Annotated in this window: 20 protein-coding genes and 1 pseudogene; 14 read left to right on the forward strand and 7 right to left on the reverse strand. The window is 40.3% G+C overall.

Features of this window, described 5'->3' with window-relative positions:
* Positions 1-291 precede the first annotated feature (291 nt).
* The 5 genes and pseudogenes from purD to nblS all read left to right on the forward strand — a co-directional run bounded on the left by purD (position 292) and on the right by nblS (position 4,860).
* Positions 292-1,575 (forward strand): phosphoribosylamine--glycine ligase, encoded by a 1,284-nt coding sequence (purD, locus tag V7K15_RS16940; protein ID WP_334906905.1) that lies wholly within the window; start codon positions 292-294, stop codon positions 1,573-1,575.
* A gap of 436 nt (positions 1,576-2,011) precedes the next feature.
* Positions 2,012-2,429, forward strand: a pseudogene (locus V7K15_RS16945) (XisH family protein).
* On the forward strand, positions 2,417-2,719 hold the full coding sequence (locus V7K15_RS16950; RefSeq protein WP_442949681.1) for an element excision factor XisI family protein: 303 nt from the start codon (positions 2,417-2,419) through the stop codon (positions 2,717-2,719). The pseudogene V7K15_RS16945 and the gene V7K15_RS16950 overlap by 13 nt, the downstream one beginning before the upstream one ends.
* On the forward strand, positions 2,682-2,762 hold the full coding sequence (locus V7K15_RS30000; RefSeq protein WP_442949682.1) for an element excision factor XisI family protein: 81 nt from the start codon (positions 2,682-2,684) through the stop codon (positions 2,760-2,762). The genes V7K15_RS16950 and V7K15_RS30000 overlap by 38 nt, the downstream gene beginning before the upstream one ends.
* Positions 2,763-2,913: 151 nt before the next feature.
* Positions 2,914-4,860, forward strand: a complete 1,947-nt coding sequence (gene nblS, locus V7K15_RS16955; protein ID WP_334906907.1) for a two-component system sensor histidine kinase NblS — start codon at positions 2,914-2,916, stop codon at positions 4,858-4,860.
* Positions 4,861-5,024: 164 nt separating this feature from the next.
* Here the strand turns inward: nblS and V7K15_RS16960 are convergent, their stop codons facing one another.
* On the reverse strand, positions 5,025-5,396 hold the full coding sequence (locus V7K15_RS16960) for a zinc ribbon domain-containing protein (protein WP_334906909.1): 372 nt from the start codon (positions 5,394-5,396) through the stop codon (positions 5,025-5,027).
* A 264-nt stretch (positions 5,397-5,660) separates the two neighbouring features.
* Between V7K15_RS16960 and V7K15_RS16965 the strand changes: the two genes are divergently transcribed.
* Positions 5,661-7,043 carry an AAA family ATPase gene (locus V7K15_RS16965; RefSeq protein WP_334906939.1) on the forward strand — a complete coding sequence of 461 codons (1,383 nt, stop codon included), beginning with the start codon at positions 5,661-5,663 and terminating at the stop codon, positions 7,041-7,043.
* A complete protein-coding gene (locus V7K15_RS16970; RefSeq protein ID WP_334906910.1) occupies positions 7,043-7,780 on the forward strand; it encodes a ParB N-terminal domain-containing protein in 738 nt (245 codons plus the stop codon). Before V7K15_RS16965 ends, V7K15_RS16970 begins: the two co-directional genes overlap by 1 nt.
* A 145-nt stretch (positions 7,781-7,925) precedes the next feature.
* On the opposite strand, the gene V7K15_RS16975 is transcribed toward V7K15_RS16970, so the two are convergent.
* Positions 7,926-8,873, reverse strand: coding sequence for a glycosyltransferase family 2 protein (locus tag V7K15_RS16975; RefSeq protein WP_334906912.1), 948 nt, complete (start codon positions 8,871-8,873; stop codon positions 7,926-7,928).
* A gap of 314 nt (positions 8,874-9,187) precedes the next feature.
* Here V7K15_RS16975 and V7K15_RS16980 point away from each other — a divergent pair, with 314 nt between their 5' ends.
* Positions 9,188-9,619: a ketosteroid isomerase family protein gene (locus V7K15_RS16980; protein WP_334906914.1), complete on the forward strand. Its 432-nt coding sequence runs from the start codon at positions 9,188-9,190 to the stop codon at positions 9,617-9,619.
* A 104-nt stretch (positions 9,620-9,723) separates the two neighbouring features.
* Here V7K15_RS16980 and V7K15_RS16985 read toward each other — a convergent pair whose 3' ends face one another.
* The 3 genes from V7K15_RS16985 to V7K15_RS16995 all read right to left on the reverse strand — a co-directional run bounded on the left by V7K15_RS16985 (position 9,724) and on the right by V7K15_RS16995 (position 12,710).
* Positions 9,724-10,149, reverse strand: a complete 426-nt coding sequence (locus V7K15_RS16985) for an ATP-binding protein (protein WP_334906916.1) — start codon at positions 10,147-10,149, stop codon at positions 9,724-9,726.
* A 3-nt stretch (positions 10,150-10,152) separates the two neighbouring features.
* Positions 10,153-11,826, reverse strand: coding sequence for a SpoIIE family protein phosphatase (locus tag V7K15_RS16990; RefSeq protein WP_334906918.1), 1,674 nt, complete (start codon positions 11,824-11,826; stop codon positions 10,153-10,155).
* Positions 11,827-11,990: 164 nt separating this feature from the next.
* Positions 11,991-12,710, reverse strand: coding sequence for a response regulator transcription factor (locus tag V7K15_RS16995; RefSeq protein ID WP_334906921.1), 720 nt, complete (start codon positions 12,708-12,710; stop codon positions 11,991-11,993).
* 324 nt (positions 12,711-13,034) lie between these two features.
* Here V7K15_RS16995 and V7K15_RS17000 point away from each other — a divergent pair, with 324 nt between their 5' ends.
* Both V7K15_RS17000 and ftsE read left to right on the forward strand, forming a co-directional pair.
* Positions 13,035-13,790 carry a WecB/TagA/CpsF family glycosyltransferase gene (locus V7K15_RS17000; RefSeq protein WP_334906923.1) on the forward strand — a complete coding sequence of 252 codons (756 nt, stop codon included), beginning with the start codon at positions 13,035-13,037 and terminating at the stop codon, positions 13,788-13,790.
* 201 nt (positions 13,791-13,991) lie between these two features.
* Positions 13,992-14,738 (forward strand): cell division ATP-binding protein FtsE, encoded by a 747-nt coding sequence (ftsE, locus tag V7K15_RS17005; RefSeq protein WP_334906925.1) that lies wholly within the window; start codon positions 13,992-13,994, stop codon positions 14,736-14,738.
* Positions 14,739-15,118: 380 nt separating this feature from the next.
* Here the strand turns inward: ftsE and V7K15_RS17010 are convergent, their stop codons facing one another.
* Together V7K15_RS17010 and V7K15_RS17015 are read right to left on the reverse strand one after the other, a co-directional pair.
* The gene (locus V7K15_RS17010) at positions 15,119-16,228 is read right to left on the reverse strand and encodes an acyltransferase family protein (RefSeq protein WP_334906927.1); all 1,110 of its coding nucleotides are present in this window, start codon (positions 16,226-16,228) and stop codon (positions 15,119-15,121) included.
* 767 nt (positions 16,229-16,995) lie between these two features.
* Positions 16,996-17,766, reverse strand: coding sequence for an armadillo-type fold-containing protein (locus tag V7K15_RS17015; protein ID WP_334906929.1), 771 nt, complete (start codon positions 17,764-17,766; stop codon positions 16,996-16,998).
* A gap of 660 nt (positions 17,767-18,426) precedes the next feature.
* Between V7K15_RS17015 and V7K15_RS17020 the strand changes: the two genes are divergently transcribed.
* The 4 genes from V7K15_RS17020 (at position 18,427) to V7K15_RS17035 (ending at position 21,064) form a co-directional block, all read left to right on the forward strand.
* Positions 18,427-19,323 (forward strand): alpha/beta fold hydrolase, encoded by an 897-nt coding sequence (locus tag V7K15_RS17020; protein WP_334906931.1) that lies wholly within the window; start codon positions 18,427-18,429, stop codon positions 19,321-19,323.
* 245 nt (positions 19,324-19,568) lie between these two features.
* Complete coding sequence (locus V7K15_RS17025; protein ID WP_334906933.1) at positions 19,569-20,045, forward strand: AAA family ATPase; 477 nt, start codon at positions 19,569-19,571, stop codon at positions 20,043-20,045.
* 132 nt (positions 20,046-20,177) lie between these two features.
* The gene (locus V7K15_RS17030) at positions 20,178-20,630 is read left to right on the forward strand and encodes a hypothetical protein (RefSeq protein WP_334906935.1); all 453 of its coding nucleotides are present in this window, start codon (positions 20,178-20,180) and stop codon (positions 20,628-20,630) included.
* A 281-nt stretch (positions 20,631-20,911) separates the two neighbouring features.
* On the forward strand, positions 20,912-21,064 hold the full coding sequence (locus tag V7K15_RS17035) for a hypothetical protein (RefSeq protein WP_334906937.1): 153 nt from the start codon (positions 20,912-20,914) through the stop codon (positions 21,062-21,064).
* Positions 21,065-21,113: the final 49 nt, after the last annotated feature.

Consider the following 21,113-nt stretch of genomic DNA (forward strand, 5'->3'; position numbering starts at 1 on the left):
AGGGGGGATTAAGGGGGGTAAAAAATCATACCTGATATCACTTTTCAAACAACCTCTTAGGGAGTTAGGAAGTTAGGTTTTTTGTAGCTTTTCCAAATAACGCAAAAAGTCAGATCAGCAAATCGGAATAATTCAAGTTAGATGAGAGTAACATTGTTGCATAGCTATATCAATCTATGCTTATATACTTAATCATCAGAGGCTTGCATAAGTGTGAGAATTGATGAAAAAATTGATCAGCGAGGGCTAAATACAGCATTCTCGTTTCGCAAGGGACACACGAGGAAATCAGTGAAAGTTTTAGTTGTAGGTAATGGGGGGCGCGAACACGCTCTGGCATGGAAACTGTTGCAATCTAAGCAAATTGAGCAAGTTATCTGTGTACCAGGGAATGGGGGCACAGCAAGTATGGAACGTTGCCAGAACTTGCCCCTAGCAGTAGATGATTTTGAGGGCATGAGCCGATATGCTCTAGAACATGGCATAACTCTGGTGATAGTTGGGCCAGAAGTCCCCTTGGCGAAGGGAATCACAGATTATCTTCAAGAGAAAGGGTTGATGGTATTTGGCCCAGTCAGAGCTGGAGCGCAAATTGAAGCGAGTAAAGCTTGGGCAAAAGCTCTAATGCAAGAAGCAGGGATTCCGACAGCCCAGAGTGCGGTATTTACGGAGGCAAAAGCAGCAAAATCTTACGTCAAATCTCAGGGAGCGCCAATTGTTGTCAAAGCTGATGGCTTGGCGGCTGGTAAGGGTGTAACGGTGGCTGAAACAGTTGAACAGGCAGAAAGTGCCGTTGATGCGATTTTTCAGGGACAATTTGGCAGTGCTGGTAAATTTGTCGTCATTGAAGAATGTTTAATTGGGCAAGAGGTGTCAGTTTTAGCGTTGACTGATGGGTTAACAATTCGACCCTTGTTGCCAGCTCAAGACCATAAGCGGATTGGTGACGGTGATACAGGGGAAAATACTGGTGGGATGGGAGCATACAGCCCAGCACCCATTGCTACACCTTCTTTGATGGCACGCATTCAAACAGAAGTCTTAGAAAAGGCGATCGCCACCTTACGAGCTAAAAACATAGATTACCGAGGCGTACTCTATGCTGGGTTAATGATTGCACCCGATGGCGACTTTAAAGTTTTAGAATTTAACTGTCGCTTCGGCGATCCAGAAACCCAAGTTATTTTACCACTGTTAGCAACACCTTTAGAAGAGTTGATTCTAGCGTGTGTACAGCAGCGATTGAGTGAATTGCCGCCCATCGCTTGGAAAGAGGGAGCATCTGCCACTGTGGTTGCAGCTTCAGGTGGTTATCCAGGAGAATATGAGAAAGGCCAGGTGATTACGGGCATTGACAAGGCAGAGGCAACAGGAGCAATTGTATTTCATGCAGGTACAAAGTTAAACCAGCAACAAGAAGTAGTGACAGATGGGGGTCGAGTATTAAATGTGACTGGAATCGGAGAAAATTTTGAGCAAGCGATCGCCCAAGCCTATGCAAGTATCAAATATATTCAGTTTGAGGGGATATATTACCGGAGAGATATTGGGTATAGAATAGTGAGTGCGAAGTAGAGGGAGCAAACCCCATAACTATTACTTGTTAAAGATGGTGTGCGGATGATTCTTGCGTTATTAAACTCTGTTATGTGCCAATAGGCTAACAATGGGATACACCACATGGATAATCCCGCACATTTAACAGCTATAGAGTAGCTAGTGATACCTAAAATGAACATACAAATCAGGTGGTATGGAAAGACTTTACTCCGAGAGATTTAGTAAGCTACTGGCATGAAAAATGGGTCACTCCTAGACTAGATACTTTGCAAACTAATTTGGAGTTAGAACTTGATTTGTAAATTTTTCTAAAGCTCATGCGTTAAGATACCTTCAATATATTTAAAAGTTAATTTAATGTTTAAGACATCCAATCCGAATGCAGTCTGATGTCGCCTTTAAGGCTGGCACTGATTTCCATCAGACAGCGACGCTAACTTATACTTAAGCTATGCCCAAGTTAGACATTATCCATAATGCGGTAAAAAACGCACTGATCAATGACGGCTGGACGATTACAGATGATACCTACGTAATTCAGTATCGAAAAACAACATTATATACTGATCTAGGTGCTGAACGTCCCATTGCAGCTGAACGAGATGGGCAAAAACTTGTTGTTGAAGTAAAAAGCTTTGTTGGTGCATCAAAGATACAAGATTTGAAAGAGGCTCTCGGTCAGTATGACATCTACTGTTATCTTCTAGAGGAAACAGCGCCAGACCGTAAACTTTACGTTGCTGTCAGTGCGATCGCTTATAAAAGCTTTTTCAACCAGGATGTGATTCAACTCATCCTCTACAAACATCAACTTCCACTCATTGTCGTCGATACAGAGACAGAGGATGATCACACAATGGATAAATTAACTGAGTATCCCAAGCTAATTAAGCGTATCCTGACGGAGTATATAGAACTATCTAACCGTCGTCCTAACCGAGACATCGAAACATTCTTGATTGTAGATGAGCCAAAGAATCAGTATATTTGGATGAACCTTGGTTGGCAAAATGGCGAACGTGTTACTGGTATGACTGTCTACGTGCGGATTCGAGATCGAAAATTCTGGATTGAGGAAGATTGGACTGAAGATGGGATCGCAACTGACCTAGTTCGTGCAGGTGTTTGCCAAGGAAGATATATTGTTGGCATTCCATGAGCCTAAGATGCGGCAGTACACAGATTTTGCAGTAGCATCGTAGCGGTGACATCCTTTTACAATGCGGTGCGGCGAACGATAAAAATATCCTCTGGACTCCCCAATCTCTCTTTCCCCTAACATATTTGTTGAATTAACTGTTAATTTTTTAGTTGTTGGGCTTATAACAAAGACTACTAACAACTTTATTTAAGATGCTAAGTCTGTTAAAAACAATTCGAGATGCGATCGCTAGTTGGTGGTCAGAGTTCACCCTCCAGACCAAACTGCTGGCTGTGGCTACAATGGTAGTTTCGTTAGTGATGAGTGGTCTAACCTTCTGGGCTGTGAATACAATTCAGCAGGATGCGCGGATAAATGACACCCGCTTTGGTGGTGACTTAGGACTGCTGCTTGCTGCCAATGTTGCCCCCCTAGTGGCTGATAATAATCTTAGTGAGGTTGCCCAATTTTCCCAACGTTTCTATAACAGCACCTCTAGTGTGCGTTATATGCTCTACGCCGATGAAACCGGGGAAATCTTTTTTGGTATTCCTTTTTGGGAAGCCGAGGTAAAAAACTCCCTCACGATTAAACGGTGGATACAACTACCAGAAGATTACCCTGGTGATGGGGAAAAGCCGATGGTGCGGCAACACATGACCCCAGATGGAGTAGTCACCGATGTATTTATTCCCCTGATCGTCAATAAAAAATACTTAGGTGTATTAGCGATCGGTTTCAACCCCAATCAGACTGCGATCATTTCCACCAATTTTACCCGCGATGTCACCATTGCCGTTTTTATCACGATTTGGGTAATGGTGATTTTGGCAGGAGTGATTAACGCCTTGACCATCACTAAGCCGATTAAAGAACTACTGGTGGGGGTGAAGCAAATTGCTACCGGAAATTTCAAGCAGCGTATTGATTTACCATTAGGGGGCGAACTGGGTGAGTTAATTTTAAGCTTTAACGAAATGGGAGAGCGATTAGAGCGCTATGAAGAACAGAATATTGAAGAACTGACCGCAGAAAAAGCCAAACTAGAAACCCTAGTTTCGACGATCGCAGATGGTGCTGTGTTAATTGATAACAACATGCAGGTGATTTTAGTCAATCCCACAGCGCGGCGAATTTTTGGCTGGGAAAGTGCTGATGTGGTCGGACAGAATGTGTTACATCACTTGCCCCAATCGGTACAAATGGAAATCACCCGTCCCTTGTACGAAATGGCAGCAGGGGAATGCGAAAGCGCCGAATTCCGAATTTTTATTAACCAACCCACCCCGCGCACGATCCGCATTCTCTTGACTACAGTACTCAATCTGCAAAGAGAAAGCATTAAAGGCATTGCGATTACTATCCAAGATATTACCCGCGAGGTTGAGTTAAACGATGCAAAAAGTCAATTTATCAGCAACGTTTCTCACGAACTGCGAACGCCTCTATTCAACATCAAAACCTATATTGAAACCCTGCACGACTACGGCGAAGAGTTAGCTTTACAAGAACGGCAAGAGTTTCTGCAAACTGTCAACAATGAAACCGATCGCCTAACCCGTCTAGTTAACGATGTTTTGGATTTGTCAAAACTTGAATCTGGTCGCAACTACAGCTTCGATGGCGTAGATTTAGCCCAAGCGATCGAGCAAACCCTGCGTACTTACCAACTCAATGCTAAAGATAAAGGTGTTGAACTACTTCAGGAAGTTGCTCCTAATTTGCCCTTGGTAATGGGTAATTATGATTTGTTAGTACAAGTGTTTGGCAACCTAATTGGTAATGCCCTTAAATTCACAAAAGCCGGTGGTAAAGTGGCAATCCGTGCCTACCAACTAGATTTCAAGCCCAGTCACACCGAATCTTCTCCAGTGCGGATTGAAATTTCCGATACTGGAATTGGCATTGCCACAGAAGATCAACACTCAATTTTTGAACGCTTCTTTCGCGTAGAAAACCGAGTTCACACCCTAGAAGGCACAGGTTTAGGTTTATCGATTGTCAGAAATATCATCGACAGACATCGTAGTAAAGTCCATTTAGTGAGTGAAGTTGGCATTGGCACAACTTTTTGGTTCCATCTAACTGCCTTTGAGGAAGAAGTGCCACCGATACAAGTTCAACCTATTGCTGAAACATCCAAAATCACCACAGCCTAAAGGTTAGGGATCGGGCATTGTTTGTTATTTTCTATGACCTCTCTCCTAAAAGGAGAGAGGCTTTGAATCTTACTCCCCTTCCCTTGTAGGGAAGGGGCTGGGGTTAGGTCTGTATTGAACTCAACCCAAAAGCGCTATATTCCCCATTCCCTGGTAAACACAAATCAAGGTCTTAATATAACAAACAACAAACAGACCAATAATAAACCTAATAGCAACAGCAAAGCTTGATTGCGTTTTATCCAACTTTTCAGAGTTAATGCAAAACTGTTAGTGTAACGCTGCTCTTCCAACTCTAACTTTGTCTTTTCAATATTTTGGTAGAGGGTACAGTCTTTAGCGTAGGGACGCTGGGGAAAATTGCAAGTATCATCAGCGTGATATGTGCAGGTGTCGCACAGATACCCTTCCCCAGTGGCGCGGTGCAATGGAATACCGGGATGGCCGTAAGCTTTGAGTGTTGTCCGACAATAGGGACAATTAATAGCTTGACTATCAACGAGTTGATGGCAGTGAGGACAAGATACAGTAGCCAAAACCTTTAGCGCAAATACGTTAAGTAAACACTTTGATTCTAGCGATTTACAAGGGTAATGGAGAAATACATACATAGCCTGTTAATTTTGAAGATGGCTAGCTCTCAGAATTGGTTATTTTATCAGCAAAAGTACTAATTTAATGATGATATTTTATATATTTCTAAGTGATTTATATCACTCAAAATAATTAAGGCTATGCCATAATCGAGCAAATATCAGGTTTTGTCCCAAGTCCAAGAATTATTTAGAGGTAGAAAAATATTGCCTTTTAATCCTGAGCTATGCCGTAACGAAAGCGAAGTTGAAAGCAAACTCATAGTGCAATATTTGCTACCGCAGCTAGGTTATACTCCTGACACCTGGCATCAAGAAGTTGCCGTTGGTAGCATCCGCTTAGATTTCTTAGCATTTGCCGCACAAGTGATTCCCTTTGTCTTAGATGCCAACTCACCGTTGAGTGTCGTCATGGAGGCAAAGCATCCCAAACAAAACTTAAATAATCATGTCCCCCGACTCAGGCATTATTTAACCAGCTTGAATGTCAGGTATGGGTTGCTGACTAATGGCAAAGAAATCAGAATTTATCAAAAATTGCAATATGATATTCAGCTATTATTTCAGTGTTCTGGAAAGGAGGTTGAGATCAAGTTAGATAAAATTAAAGGTTTAATTGGTAGAGATAGCCTGAAAGAAGGACAGTTAGTAGATAAACCAGAAGTTCAAATAATTGAAAATAATTCAAATTTTGAAACAAAGAGGCAACATTCAATGAAAACGATTGCAATCTACCATAATAAAGGCGGCGTTGGTAAGACTACTGTTGCAGTCAACCTTGCAGCAGCATTACGGAAAAAAGGTAAAAATGTACTTTTAGTTGATATAGATTCCCAGGCAAATACTACTTTTGCTACAGGATTAATTAAATTTCAATTTGAAGAGGATGATAATTTAAGAGAGCGAAACGTATACCATTTATTAGAATCAGGAGATTTTAACTTTATTCCAGAAGTAGTGCGTACATCTGATTATTTCAACAATCCAGAAATTGATGTTATTCCTTCACATATTACATTGATTGAATATCAGGAGAAACTGAATAGAATATTAGCTAGTAGGAGCAGGCTAGTAACAAAACTAAAAAGGGTAGAAAATAATTATGATGTTGTAATTATTGATACTCCTCCATCAAGAGATTTGTATGCTGAAGTTGCACTGATTGCTACTGATTACCTGATAATTCCATCGGATTTGAAACCATTTGCTAACCAAGGTTTACCAACGGTCAAAAACTTTATTAATCAAATTAATGAATCCAGAGAAATTATGGTGGGTAAACCACCGATTAATATAATGGGCGTTCTTGCTTCTAAAATCTCAACAAATCCTAAATTTTTACAATACAATTTTCCCAAACAGAGAGAAGTAATCTCAGATCGCTATCAGCTGCCACTGATGGAAGCTGTAATTTATGACAGAACAGCGTTATCAGAATGTATGAATCAGACTATCACAGTTGGAGATTTAGAATATCCTGACCCTAAGTCTATTATGAAATTTGCCGAATTAAAAACTTCTGCTCAAATTTCTGCTGAAGAATTTAATGTATTAGCAGATGAAGTTATCCAAAAAATGGGGATTTATTAATGATTAATTTTTCTTTGGTGGATGTAAAAAGTATTACTTCTAATGAACCTCGTTCAAATTTTGCAGAAGCTGATTTAGAGAACCTTGCAGACATAATTATAGAAACAGGAGGAATTATCAGACCATTAGTTCTGAAAGTAACAGGGGTAGAAAGCTATACGGTAGTTGATGGACATTTTGAATATTATGCTGCTGTCAGGGCAAGAGAAAAAAATCCTCGACAAGGTGAAATGGTTAATGCTTGTGTCATTGCCCCAAAAGTAGAAGATTTAGTAGTAAAGCAAGTTGTATCTCTCAAAGGAATTGATTTTTCTGGCAAACCAGTAACATCAGAGCTTGAAACAACAAAATTAGAACCGCGTCTGGCAAATCTAGAATTACGTCTTGAGAAGCAATTCAATGAATTTAAGTCAGAATTTATACAAGAAAGACAGAGAATAGATAGTCAGTTCAAGCAACTTGAAAACCTTATTCCCCAAAACAGTGAACAGAGTAATCCACTTAGTTTATTGAACTCTTTGGATAAAGACGAGTTATCTATAAAGTTACAACGCTCTAGAATTCCTGGGGCGGAAAAACTTGCAAAAGGCATATTTGATGCTCGACGCAAGAAACCGAAGCAAGAGTTTGAAGATTACCGCGATGTAGTAAAGTCTGTTAAAAACTTGGGTGATAAAACAATAAAGTTGGGTGATAAAACAATTTTGACTATTATTGATGAGTGGTCCAGAAGTTAGTAGTTATTAAAATAAGTTATTCGCGGTGTAAAAACTCTGCATAGCTTTCTCTGCGCCTCTGCGTGAGATATTTCCACCAAGTAAGTACTTGATAGAAAAAAGGCGATGCTACCTGCGGTGGGCTGCGCCAACGCATTCCCATACTCTAACCCCGCACCTGTCGCAGTGCATTAAACGCCTTACCTCGCAACCCAACTGGTAACAACGATAACCCTAAACCAGTCCAAGCTTTAGGAGTTGAAAAAGACTTTCCTGCTAAAACTAGCTCCCTACCTTTTTGCGTTTCACCCTTTTCAATTAAACGCAAACCTAATAATAATTGCGTTTCAGTTAGACGATTTTTCCTGATTGTCTCTATTTTTTCCGACTCAAACTTATAACTTTCTAAATACCGGAGTTTATCAAATAAATAAGGAATGGCTCGATTGATACCTTGCTGCTCTGCATGAGAGCGATATTCCATCAATAATTCTGGTAAGTAATAACCCTTTTTTCCAGCCAAAGCCAAACGCACAAATAAATCATTATCCTCACAGTTTTGCAGATTTGGCTGCATATATCCTAATTCTTGCAATGTTTTCCGGCGAAATAATGTCGCTCCAATTTGAAAGCTTTGCTGAATAAATACAATTTCCAACAAATTATCTACAATACCTGCTGGTAAATTCTTCCTACCCCAGCGATGAGAATTTTCTTGAGTTTTTGCCTCATCCCGCACATTGTTAATATCAATTATCCAATGGTCTGTACCAACAAAATCAATACTAGGGTCTTGAGTAAGAATAGCTGCGGTACTTGCGAGAAAATTGGGTGTTAGCCGATCATCATCATCAAATTTAATAAAATATTCACCACTGGCAGCATCAAAGCCAGAGCGCATATTATTACTTTTACCAATATTTTGCAGATGACGGATATATTTAATCCGGTGATCTGTGTACTGTGACATCAACTCAGATGTGCGATCGCTAGAACCGTCATCACAAACAATTAGCTCAAAGTATTGCTCAGACTGATTGAGTATACTGTCAATGGCATAAGGGAGGAGATTAACACGATTAAAAGTAGGAATACAAACAGTAATTTTAGGCATATTTTATACTAATAACTGGATAATATAACCGAGGGCAAGAAGGAAGCTATTTTGATTAGTTTGGATGATACTAACATCAGAAACTGGTAAGTAAGGAGGCGCAAATAATTTAGAAGTTCTTGTAGCGACTGTCTTAAAAATCAAGCGATCGCCTTTTTAACGAGGGTTAGGACTCTCCCCTCCTAAATTATGCTGTAAAACTTCCATCGTGAGGAAGATTTACGAATATGTAGCAATCTCTCTCAATAGGAGCTTTCTTTTTAGCTATTTTTGTATTGAAATTAATATTCAGCTAGGATGATCCAGGTAATTTTATGACTTCTGCTGAATTTATATCGCCAGCGCAATTGAAAGAAGAATTCCAGATTGAGGGAATTGCAGAACCAAGTATACTCGGCTATTTTGAAACCTTAAATGCCGGAGAATTTGAGGCAACTGCTGCCTTATTTGCGGGAAATGGTGTGATGCGTCCACCATTTGAATCTGATATTGTGGGGAGAGATGCGATCGCAGCCTACTTAAAACAAGAAGGCCAAAACATTAAAGCTTACCCCAACACAGGAATAGCCGACACTTTAGAAAACGGTGATATCCAAGTCCAGGTAACAGGCAAAGCCCAAACTTCGTGGTGTAGTGTGAATGTATTGTGGCTATTTATCCTCAACCAACAACGGCAAATTTCCTATACTAGAATCAAACTTTTAGCTTCCCCCCAAGAGTTACTTTCTTTACGTCGTGAACAGTAGCAAATAAGTGTAATAGCTTAGGCAATATTTGATTATACCTAAAACAAAATATAGTCATCTAAAACTTGGATAAATCATATTACTTGAAAAATAGTAACTTTTGTCTATTGGACTAATTCCGGTAAAGTAGCTTCTAACTTAAGACAGTTGGCACCATCAATCTGCAACTGATACTCGACCTTATCCATAAGACGATTCATAATCATCCAACCATAACCACCTTCTTGTTTTTCCATCGGGTCTGGAGCGTAGTATGTAGACATATCAAAGCCTTCGCCGAAGTCCCAAACTTCTAAGGCAAGCTCCCGGTCTTTGAGTTCCAAACGCAGTAAAATTGGCAAATTTGGTTTGTCCTTGTGAGCATGACGGACTGCATTTGAGTAGGCTTCTACCAAAGCCAGTCTCAAACGACTTGATTGCCGTGACCAATCCACAGAATCTCCTAGCTGGATTTTTAAACATCCTAGCAACCAGTTTTCGACAATATTAAGAAAACTCAAGTCACTTGGTACATGAAGCTCACTTTTCATGACTTACAAAATCTCCAGTGAAAGTATAGTTTGATCATCTTCTTGAACGTGGTTATCTGCCTGGATGCGAGCTAGTAAATGGTTAAGAGAAAGCGGTTGTTGTTCTTGTTGTAAGAGTTGCCATAGACCATCTTGATTCAGCATAGAACGGTTAACTGGCTCAACGTCAGACTCGGTTTTTACTGTTGAATCAGAATTAGTTGATACCGTTGCTTCTGTAATTCCATCGCTGGCTAATAACAATGTGTCTCCAGCAGCGAGAACCAAACGACCAGACTGTGCCTGCCACTTAGGCAAGATCCCCAAAGGAACGCTGCGGACTTTGAGGTAATTAGGATTATCGGCTAAAGCACCTTGGCGTGACCATAACAGTGGATAAATATGACCGGCATTAGTGTAAACAAGTTCCTTAGTCGTAGGGGTATAACAGGCTAAGACAAGGGTGATGAAATAATTGTTGCTAATCAAGTCTTCACTGAGAGCGTGGTTGAGGTTCTGCATGACCACATTCGGCTCGGCTGGTGTTTCTTGAGATAATTCCCGGCGCAAAACTGAAATAATACTAGCCATAAATAAAGCAGCTGGAACGCCCTTGCCAGAAACATCACCCACTGCTAGCCACAAATCGCCTTTGGGATGAACGAAAACTTCAAAAAAATCGCCTCCGACTTCCCGCGCTGGGTAACAGCAGGCTTGCACCTTCACACCTTTGATGTCAGGTAAAGTTTGGCGTAGCAGGTTGTATTGAATTTGGCGAGCCACCTCCAATTCATTGTGAATCTGCTGTTGCTTTTCTTGGAGGCGCTGGTAGAGTTTTGCTTGTGAGAGGGCTAAGGCTGCTTGTTCGGCAACACCTACAATCAGTTGGATGTCTTCGTCTTCCCAAGTGCGATCGCGTCCCCATTGGTGGAGGGCTAGCACAGCCAACAGATGCTGCTGGTAGCTAAGTGGCACAACCAAGTGGTGGGAAGGATTGCCGTTATATACATCTTCAGCAAGTTGATAATGACGGGTTTCCAGCACTTTTTCAATTAAAACACTGCGGTCGAAGAAGCTATCTGATACATCAGATTCAGGATCGCGGTAGAAGAACTCGTCTTGTGTGAGGCGATCGCCCTCTACTGGTCTGAGCAAGCAACTGGTAGCTTCAAATGTTTGTCCAATAGTTGCTACAATCTTTTGCAGCATACTGTCGTAGTCTAAAGATTCCCGAATTGCTGTTGTTACCGCATTAAATAAAGATTCTCGCCGTAAAGCCCGACGCAACTCTTGCGTGCGCTTCTTAACTAGGCGATATGTATCAGTGGCTTGCTCAACTAACGCTCTCAGCCGATCCGGATTCCAGGGTTTGGTAATATACTTGAATACCTGACCAGAGTTAATCGCATCTACCAAATCTTCGACATCAGTAAAACCAGTTAACAAAATCCGAATTGTGTCTGGATAGCGCTCTACAGTCCGACTAAAAAAGTCAGTGCCACTCATTTCTGGCATTCTTTGGTCAGAAATAATCACCGCCATTTCGCCAAATTGATCCAAGATTTCCAGAGCGCCCAAAGCATGATTGGCTTTATATACTTGAAAATCTCGCCTAAAAGTGCGGTAGAGTAGATCTAAGTTATCTGGCTCATCATCTACCACCATGAGCTTAAGTTTGTCCAACCCGATCTCAGACATAATTGACTTCAGTTTTCACATATTTGAATCGCGAGATAGGATGATGTTTATCCCACCTGATAAATAACAGAAAATCCGAGAAGCCATTCACTTTGAAAATATATTCTCAAAGTTGGGAGTTTCTCGTGTTGATCCTGAATAATTGCTCCAAACCAAAATTAACTTTATCCAACCAACCCAGAACGCAAGGCGCGCACTGCGGCTTGAGTACGGTCATCGGCACATAGCTTATTCAAAATATTGCGAACGTGAGTTTTAACAGTCCCAACAGTGATGTAAAGTCTTTCCGCAATTAGTGCATTACTACAACCTTCGACAATCAACTGTAACACTTCTAATTCCCTTTCTGTCAGGGTGTAAGTTTGAATTCCTTCCAGATTCTCAACAGAATCAGGGTTAGGGGCAATAGTCTTGGCATCGACAAAAGCCGATTCCAACTTTTGGGGATTTTGTTGCGCTTGTTGTAATACAATCCGAGCGATCGCTGGATCGATCCAGGCGTTGCCATTGTAAGTGACTCGCACTGCTTCCAGCAAATTATCGAATTTGATATCTTTCATACAGTAAGAGTCTGCACCAGCAGCAAAAGCTGCCAACACCGCTTCTTTATTATCCCGCAGCGTCAAAATTAACACCTTTGTCACTAGCTGCTGCCCATTAATAGTAGATTTTACCTCCCGTGTCAACTCAATGCCATCCTTATCTGGTAAACCAATATCGACAATGGCAATATCTGGTTGTACCATTTTTAACATTTTTAGCCCATCAGTAGCATTAGCAGCTTCACCTACAACTTCAATGTCGTCCTTTTGCTGTAGTGCTGTCCGAATACCCACACGAGTTAGGTCATGATCTTCAATCACAGCAATCCGAATTTTACTCATAGCCAACTTCAGCCCGTTACACTACCTTAACCGTAAAGTCGAGTTTGGTGACATACTCCCACACTAACTGCAAGTAGTATAGTGGGGGCTTGTGTTCCCGGAACCAGAGTTGAGCGTTTTATACTGAGTGAATATTACACTTTAACAATCATAAAATTTGCACTGGTTCAGTCCAAGTACAAGCGCTCAAGACTAATTAGTTCAATATGCTTTCTCTTGTTGCAGGGCAATGGGGAATCTCTCCTGCCTAAGTTCTAATCTAAAAAAATTTGATAAACTTAACAATCAAGGAAATCTGGTGTGATGGTTAATCAACAATAGGTTATGTCTAACGGCAATCAAGCATTTTCAGTGTTGGGAATACCAGTTCATGTGATGGCTAACTATCCAGGCTGGTTGTTAGAATGCCTGCACACAGGCAAAGGAACTCATGTAGTAACGCTGAATGCAGAAATGATTATGCAAGCAGAGCGAAATCATTTTTTAGCTGAGGTGATTCAAAATGCTGAACTTGTGATTCCAGATGGAGCTGGGGTTGTTCTGTATTTGCGGTGGCTCTTATGGCAAAATGTGCAGCGTTTTCCGGGGATTGAACTAGCAGAAAAACTTTTGCAAGAACTTGGGCAACAGCAGACAGGGGCAAAGATATTTTTCTATGGAGCCGCGCCAGGAGTGGCCTCAATTGCGGCAGATTTTTGGCAGCAGCAAATTCCAGATTTGAGTATAGTAGGTACTCACTCAGGCTACCATTCTCCAGAAGAAGAAGCACAATTGCAACAAACTCTGGCTCAATTGCAGCCACAAGTGATTTTTGTCGGTTTGGGAGTGCCACGTCAAGAGTTATGGATTGCCGAAAATCGCCATTTGTGTCCTCAAGCAATTTGGATTGGCGTTGGTGGCAGTTTTGATATTTGGTCGGGAACTAAAACTCGAGCTCCCGCCTGGTTAGGAAATAATAATTTGGAATGGTTGTATCGGCTTTATCAAGAACCTTGGCGTTGGCGGCGGATGTTGGCGTTACCGGCGTTTGCTGTGAAAGCGTTTGTTTATCGTTTGACAGCAAGGGGTGCAATTAGTTAAGAGACGCGATTAATCGCATCTGTGGGGAGAGACGCGATTAATCGCGTCTGTACTAGGGAGTATTAAAGCCTTCAAAAAATTTGAAATTTTTTTTGGTAAATTTTAAATTTCCAGGCGAAACCTGGGAATCCTTATTTTTGAGAGGAATGTCACATCTAAATCGGCAAACTGTTTGGTTGTGGGTATGAGGAAAATTGAACAATGCCAGTATTAACAACTCAAGTTAAGAAAGACAAATCAGTTCATAGAGAGGACAGTAAAACTAAACAGCACGGTAGCAATACTACTGCAAAGGTGCAATTGCAATCTGTAACCAAAACCTATACTAACGGCACTCACGCCTTGTTGAATGCGAACCTTGAGGTAAAAAAGGGAGAATTTCTGTTTATCACTGGACCTTCTGGTTCTGGTAAATCAACGCTCTTGAAACTGCTGTATGGACAGGAGTTAGCTACAGAGGGAGAAGTAATTGTTGATGGATATAATGTAGCGGGTTTACGGGGCGATCGCTTGTCATTATTACGGCGACGGATTGGTATTGTGTTTCAAGACTATAAATTGATTACCCAACGAACAGTAGCGGAAAATGTGACTTTTGTGTTGCAAGCTCAAGGTTATACCCGCAAAGAAATTCAACGACGTTTACAACCAACTTTAAAATTGGTGGGTTTGTTGAATAAAGCTGACTGTTTTCCAGATCAACTGTCTGGGGGAGAGCAACAACGGGTGAGTATTGCGCGTGCGATCGTTGGCACACCACCCCTGCTGTTGGCGGATGAGCCGACTGGAAATCTCGATCCAGATAATTCTTGGCAAGTGATCCAGATCCTCCAGAAGTTAAATTCTTTTGGGGCTACAGTAATTGTTACTACCCACGATGAACAATTGGTGCGGCGATGCAATCATCGGGTAGTGCAAGTTCGCAATGGACGGCTGTCTCAGAAATAAGCAGTGGGCATTTGTCATTTACAAATGCCCAACGTTAACCTATTTTGTCTTGTTTCCCTGAGTGTGACATGACTCAGACCTGTTCGCGCTTGCGTCTCCCCTTGCGAGAAGGTACGGAAGCTCTCTAAGAATCACTCCAAAGATTTCCTAGTTGCTCCCAATCGAGCAGCGCTCAAGGCGAGCCTTACGGGTTTTGGACTTTGACCTAGACTGAGATATCTGATACCTCAGCATAGGCATAACCGTCTGCATAGGCGTTTTGGATTCCCGACTGTCCATCGGTACTAATTAGTATCTTAACATATTCGTGGCAAATCCAATGCTGGTAAATATAAAGCCGTGCTACAAGCACGGCGTTTTAAACCCAACTTTTCGATAAATTATTTCAACAACATAGAAAGCAAATTCGAGTGATTCTGACCATATCTGGTTTTCCTAATTATTCCAGAAATGATTTTTTTCTGGAGATAAGTGACTGCGATCGCTCCGAAAGTTATCACTGAAAAGGCAATCAGAAAGTGACTGGCAAATTTTGGTAAATATACCACCAGAGTTTGCCAGTAATAAACAAAGAATATATGCCACAAATATATCCATAAAGAGGATGAACTGACAAAAATAATTCCCCTGATCAAGACATGATTATTGTTAGATAAATTATACTTATAACAAATTCTATCTACTGCACAAAAAGCAAACAAAGACATAAAAATACCATAGGAAATAAAGTACATTGTGGGTGGATATTTAAAATCTGCGGTAGATGCAAAATGTCCTAGACTCCGGTAATAGAAACCAGTTAAGAATAAGAAGATAGTTAAAAAAATTCCAGAAATAAATAATATTTTTTTGAAGCTAAGTTGGAGTAACACTATTCCCAAGCCAAATAAACATCCGTAGGGAATTAGATAAAATAAGTAATCATCAATCAATTGTTTAATGATTTGACTGTGTAAGTGAAAATGGCCAATTTTAAGAAATAATATTTCGTATCCCAGATATATTAAAAATAGCAAAGCTAAAAATTTATTTTCCGACTTACATAATTTGTATAACTTCAATAAAGGATTCGCAAAAATAGCAACGAGAGTAAATACACGAATAATCCAGACATATCCAATCCCTTTCAAGAAGAGGAATGTTTCAATTATTTCTGAAGACAAAAATGGATAAGGTTTAGCCAGCAAAAAAAATATCAGATTAGCCGAAATGAAGAAAAAAGTCAAAAATAACCATACCGGGGCAATCAGACGAGGCAATCTTTTTTGCAAATAATTCCAAAAAGATATATTTTTATTGTTAGCTGAATAGTAATATAATGTTCCTGATGCAATAACCATCAGAGGTACATCAAAACGTCTGATGTCAAATAAAATATTATTTTCAGATCCTACATGGGCGAAAATAATACAAAGCAGGGCGATGGTTTTTAAGATATCAAATCTAATATCTCGCTGTTTGTCTAGAGTTTTTTCTATTCTATTTATCATTGGCTACATAAAAGTAATTTTAAATTTATGGCTTTTCAGTAATTATCCGAAGTTGCTTCGCCAAAAGTTTGGAGATTTTGCCAGACAATAAAAAATAACATTATTATCTAACATGGGAAAATTTTGTAGAAATTGGGGCGTTCTATCCTTGATTTTTAAGTAATATCATGTCCGCTTGATTACTTATTAAACCCTAAGAACCTCACCCCGCCAAAGCTATGCTTTGTCTCCCCTCCCCGCTTGCGGGGCTACGGTGTATACACAAGTCGAGTTGGGAATCAAATGGACGAAAAAGAACGGAAAATTATTTTTAAAATCCTTGATTTTTCGTTAAACCTATATCAATAAGTTGACACTATTGATAATAAATATGATAAACTCAAAACCTTGCCTACTAAGGCTTGTATCTTAACAGGCAAGGATTTTACGACTTGTGTATACACGGTAGCCGCTTGCGGGGAGGGGATTAAGGGGAGCATCTGGCGTGTGGGGTGCAATGACTGTGGGAATCACAACTAATTATGCGGACATGATATAAAATTTGGATTTTGATGTTTAACTAATATAGAAATCCTTTCTGTCCTGTTCCCTGTTCTCTACCACGCAAGTAAATTCAGGAATCAAATCGGATTGTTATAGTTTGGCATACTATATATTGAATAACCACATTTATTTACACATATCTTGCCTAGTTGAGTAACAAAACTCAAGCAGCGTAGCAGTATGATTTGACCCGAAACTCTCTTTCATACTGCTTTTGAGCAGAACTAATAAACGTGGTGCTTGATTTTTGTAGATACGGGTACGAAAGTTGCTGTTTTGGGTGGTAGCAATTGTAGGCGATCGCAAGCTTGTAAACTCTTAAAAGCTGCCTCTCGAATCACAACTTCCTCGTCTCGACTGAGTAGGAGTTGCAAGCATTCGACAACATCTTGCTGTACTGAAGAATCAACTTGTTTACGGCTGATGACTTTAGTTAATTGACGTAGGGCAATCAACCGCTTCAATGGATCTTTTTCTGTTAAATTCACCAACAACTGATCGAGGTGATCTTCTTCTCTATTTTCATAGAAGTTGACAATTTGCCATACCAATAAAATTAAAATTAACAGAGTTCCCACACCTTGCACAATAGCCCCGGTGGCAATCCAAGGACTGTGAGAGTCAACCCAAATTGCAGCTGCCATGTAAGTGCTGACAGTAGCAAGACCACCACTGACGACTGCTAAGGCTAACCGACGATTTGAACTGTTTAAGAACTTACGTATCTTAGACCAGTGCAATTGCCAGTCCCACTCCTGCATTGAGTAAACTAATACCATTACTCCAACGCCGATTAAGAGAGCCAATAGCAGTTTCCAGTTCCACAACAACATGGCAACGACGATTGTCAGGAACCCAAGAAAGCCCCCAGGTCCAGAGAAGCGCTTAAATGTTTGCTGCTTTGTGGCTCTTTTTGTCTTGAATTTTGTCAGCGGCCAGTTCCATTTGGGGATCTGGTTGATCAATTGCTGCCAAGAAGACGAAGCCTGTGCCACAGTGTTTACCTACTTAATTACGAAATTACCTATTGTATAAGTTTTACTAGGGATGAAGAAAGGGTGAAGCCCAAACCACAAGATGCCCGGTTTTCATGGACGGATAGTAGACTAATACAGTACGGCGGAAATCAAGATACCATTTAAAATCGCTCAGAGCAAGGGTATAAAGGCTTTATTAGCGCTTGATAGTGCAGTTTGAGCGATCGCGATCGCAGGGCCAAAGCACTAGTAGAATTAATAGCTTATTAAAATGAGCGTTTTGACTCTTCTTGACGCTCAAAATTATTTATAGGTTTTTTGATAGACTACCATAAAAACTTATGTTTGATTCACGCTTTAGTGATAGTCCCTACCACGAAAAACCCTTATAAAATAGTAATTACAACGTTAAGTTATTTTCTATTATGAAAGAATAATTATCAAATCTTTACAAGTAATCAAATAATTTTATATCTACTTAATCTGGCGGTAGCCAGAAGTCCTAGAGTGATTAGTTCGCTGATAATAACAATGAGTGGAGAGTTTGAACTAAACACGTAAGCATCCAGGGTGACTAAAAAACGCGGTGACGCGGAGAAATTATCAAATACTCTCTTTGCGTCCCAGGTCTATTCTTTCACTTGTGCCAACTAATCACCACAGTCAACAAAAATACTTATGTTTCAACCACTAGGATTTGAACAACGCTCGATAAATACCTCACTAGGTAGAATGGCATACTATACTGCCGACGGGGCACCTTGGCTGGATAATTTAACTGCCAAAGATGATCGGGAAACTTTGGTGTTCTTGCACGGTTTTGGTGGTGGTTCTTCTGCTTATGAGTGGTCGAAAGTTTATCCGGCTTTTGCCGCCGAATATCGAGTCATTGCACCAGATTTGATCGGTTGGGGTAGGTCTGAACATCCGGCGCGGAGTTATAATATTGAGGATTATTTGACCACAATTCGGGAGTTTTTTGAGCAGACTTGTACGGGGCCAGTAAGTGCGATCGCTTCTTCTTTGACCGCAGCATTTACAATTCGAGTAGCAGCAACTCATCCTGATTTATTCAAGTCTTTAATTCTCACTACCCCCGCCGGACTTTCTGACTTTGGCGAAGACTATTCCCGTAGTTTTTTTGCCCAGTTAGTCAGCGTTCCGGTTGTTGACCGTTTACTTTACAGCACTGGAATAGCTACGAGTGGGGGTATTCGCAGCTTCTTGGAGCAACGGCAATTTGCTCAGTCTAATCGAGTCTACCAAGAAATTGTAGATGCTTATTTACAATCCGCCCAACAACCTAATGCTGAGTATGCAGCCCTGTCTTTTGTGCGTGGCGATTTATCCTTTGATTTATCTCTTTATATTCAACAACTAACAACTCCCACCGCCATGATTTGGGGACAAAGGTCGCAATTTACAGGGCCATCAATTGGTCGCCGCCTTGCCGAAATTAATCCCCAAGCGATCCGATTTTTTCAACAGTTGGAAGATGTGGGGTTAACACCGCAGTTGGAATTACCAGCAGTGACAATTGGGTTAATTCGCAAATTTTTACCTTTGCTTAATTAGTGGTTTGCTCAGTTGTCAAAGCCTCATCTAATTTTAACCATAATTGTGTAGCTAGACTTGAGATTGTCTAGGCTTAATAAATTAAATTAAGGGCGTTACTGAATCATATTTTGATTTTAGAACGCCCTTAATTTTACCTTAAACTTACTTACAAGTATGCTTATGTATACTGCAAAAGCATCTCGCTAAAAATAAATATTGCTAAAGTGTATCTTAATCAATTTTTAGCCCCGATCCCTATCTTGATGACAGGAGACTCCAACGGCGACACTTTGGAGCCAAAACGGGATGGTTCAAACTTCGGGGAGTGGTTTTCTGGGTTACTCAGTCGCTATCCTGCTGCATACACACAGGTTGTGCAATATCTCCGTGAAGTTATGCCTGATATTAAGGATTTTCTGAATGAACTAATCGGCAAAGACTCCAAAAGCATGATTGTTCGCTTTCAAGAAAATAATGCGAATCTGAGTGTTGACTTTGAAGCCTTATCTGACGGGGAAAAATGCTTTTTCCTTTGCTCTGTTGTCTTAGCTGCTAACGAATCATACGGTCCTCTTTTCTGCTTCTGGGATGAGCCTGACAACTATCTCGCCATATCAGAGGTTGGACATTTCCTAACATCACTGCGACGCTCATTTAAGAATGTTGGTCAAATTTTGGTGACATCTCATAATCCTGAAGCAATCCGAAAGTTTTCAAATGAAATATACCTTTGTACTTGATCGAAAAAGCCACTTAGAGCCAACTTTAATCAGATTGCTCAGTGATCTGTCTATTCAAGGTGATCTTGTAGATGCCTTGATTCGTGGTGATATAGAACTATGAGCATAAATAAGCATAGACCGCACATTCTTGTGTTGCCTGAAGACGATGCTAATCGTCAGATTGCAAACGGGTTTATTCTTGATCTAAACCTCAATAGCCGCGCTATTCAAGTCCTACCAGAGGCTGGTGGTTGGAAAAATGTTGTGGAGAAATTCACGAATAATTATGCCTCTACAATGCGACAATATCCAGACAGAATGATTGCTTTGCTGATTGATTTTGATGAGGATAAAGATAGATTGATTTATATAAAGGCTCAGATTCCAGATAATTTAGAAAATAGAGTATTTGTTATTGGAGTGTTATCTGAACCAGAGAGGTTAAGGAGAGATATTAATAAGAATTTTGAAAAGATCAGAGAAGCTCTTGCAAAAGATTGCTCCGATAATACGAATGAATTGTGGGGACACCATCTTCTCAAACACAATAGAACGGAGTTATATCGGATGATTTCATCTGTCAAACCATTTCTATTTAATTAAAGTAGATATCAGGCACTTTATAAGTTGCCAGTTTATTATAGTAATCCGAATTGAATCGTGAGAAAATACGGAGATTAAAAGTATGTATAAGACTGCTAAATTGCGATTAAGTGTAATTTATCCAAGCAGTATGTTACAAGGCGATCGCCAGTTTTGGTTGTAGAATTAACATCAAAGCTACAGACATTCTGCATCTAATCAAAACCTGATTTTTCGTAGGTGCGAGGTTAAATCTTACAAATACTCTATGGCTTGATACTTTAGAGGGTAGAGAAATCCCGATGGTTTGGTTGTCTCAATGGCTAGTTTTAGGAACTATATTTGTTAACTTAACTTTTAGTACACCTTTATTTGCCAGTCAGTCTATGAACCAAGAAGATATTCAGATATTACAGCAGTTTGCGATCAAATTCACCACAAGAAGAGCTATCTAATAGGCTCAAAAAACAGACCACAATGATTAAACCAATTTAGAGCATTTTC

It is taken from the genome of Nostoc sp. (assembly GCF_036919815.1).
Taxonomy (GTDB): Bacteria; Cyanobacteriota; Cyanobacteriia; order Cyanobacteriales; family Nostocaceae; genus Nostoc.

What these genes read in the sequence shown, in the direction of transcription:
- V7K15_RS16980 (WP_334906914.1), top strand. Translation starts at nt 9,188, where the DNA reads ATGACTTCTGCTGAATTTATATCGCCAGCGCAATTGAAAGAAGAATTC.
- V7K15_RS16970 (WP_334906910.1), top strand. Translation starts at nt 7,043, where the DNA reads ATGATTAATTTTTCTTTGGTGGATGTAAAAAGTATTACTTCTAATGAA.
- V7K15_RS17035 (WP_334906937.1), top strand. Translation starts at nt 20,912, where the DNA reads ATGGTTTGGTTGTCTCAATGGCTAGTTTTAGGAACTATATTTGTTAAC.
- V7K15_RS17010 (WP_334906927.1), bottom strand. Translation starts at nt 16,228, where the DNA reads ATGATAAATAGAATAGAAAAAACTCTAGACAAACAGCGAGATATTAGA.
- V7K15_RS16985 (WP_334906916.1), bottom strand. Translation starts at nt 10,149, where the DNA reads ATGAAAAGTGAGCTTCATGTACCAAGTGACTTGAGTTTTCTTAATATT.
- V7K15_RS16975 (WP_334906912.1), bottom strand. Translation starts at nt 8,873, where the DNA reads ATGCCTAAAATTACTGTTTGTATTCCTACTTTTAATCGTGTTAATCTC.
- V7K15_RS16990 (WP_334906918.1), bottom strand. Translation starts at nt 11,826, where the DNA reads ATGTCTGAGATCGGGTTGGACAAACTTAAGCTCATGGTGGTAGATGAT.
- nblS (WP_334906907.1), top strand. Translation starts at nt 2,914, where the DNA reads ATGCTAAGTCTGTTAAAAACAATTCGAGATGCGATCGCTAGTTGGTGG.
- V7K15_RS17020 (WP_334906931.1), top strand. Translation starts at nt 18,427, where the DNA reads ATGTTTCAACCACTAGGATTTGAACAACGCTCGATAAATACCTCACTA.
- V7K15_RS17000 (WP_334906923.1), top strand. Translation starts at nt 13,035, where the DNA reads ATGTCTAACGGCAATCAAGCATTTTCAGTGTTGGGAATACCAGTTCAT.
- ftsE (WP_334906925.1), top strand. Translation starts at nt 13,992, where the DNA reads ATGCCAGTATTAACAACTCAAGTTAAGAAAGACAAATCAGTTCATAGA.
- V7K15_RS16950 (WP_442949681.1), top strand. Translation starts at nt 2,417, where the DNA reads ATGGATAAATTAACTGAGTATCCCAAGCTAATTAAGCGTATCCTGACG.
- V7K15_RS16995 (WP_334906921.1), bottom strand. Translation starts at nt 12,710, where the DNA reads ATGAGTAAAATTCGGATTGCTGTGATTGAAGATCATGACCTAACTCGT.
- V7K15_RS17025 (WP_334906933.1), top strand. Translation starts at nt 19,569, where the DNA reads ATGACAGGAGACTCCAACGGCGACACTTTGGAGCCAAAACGGGATGGT.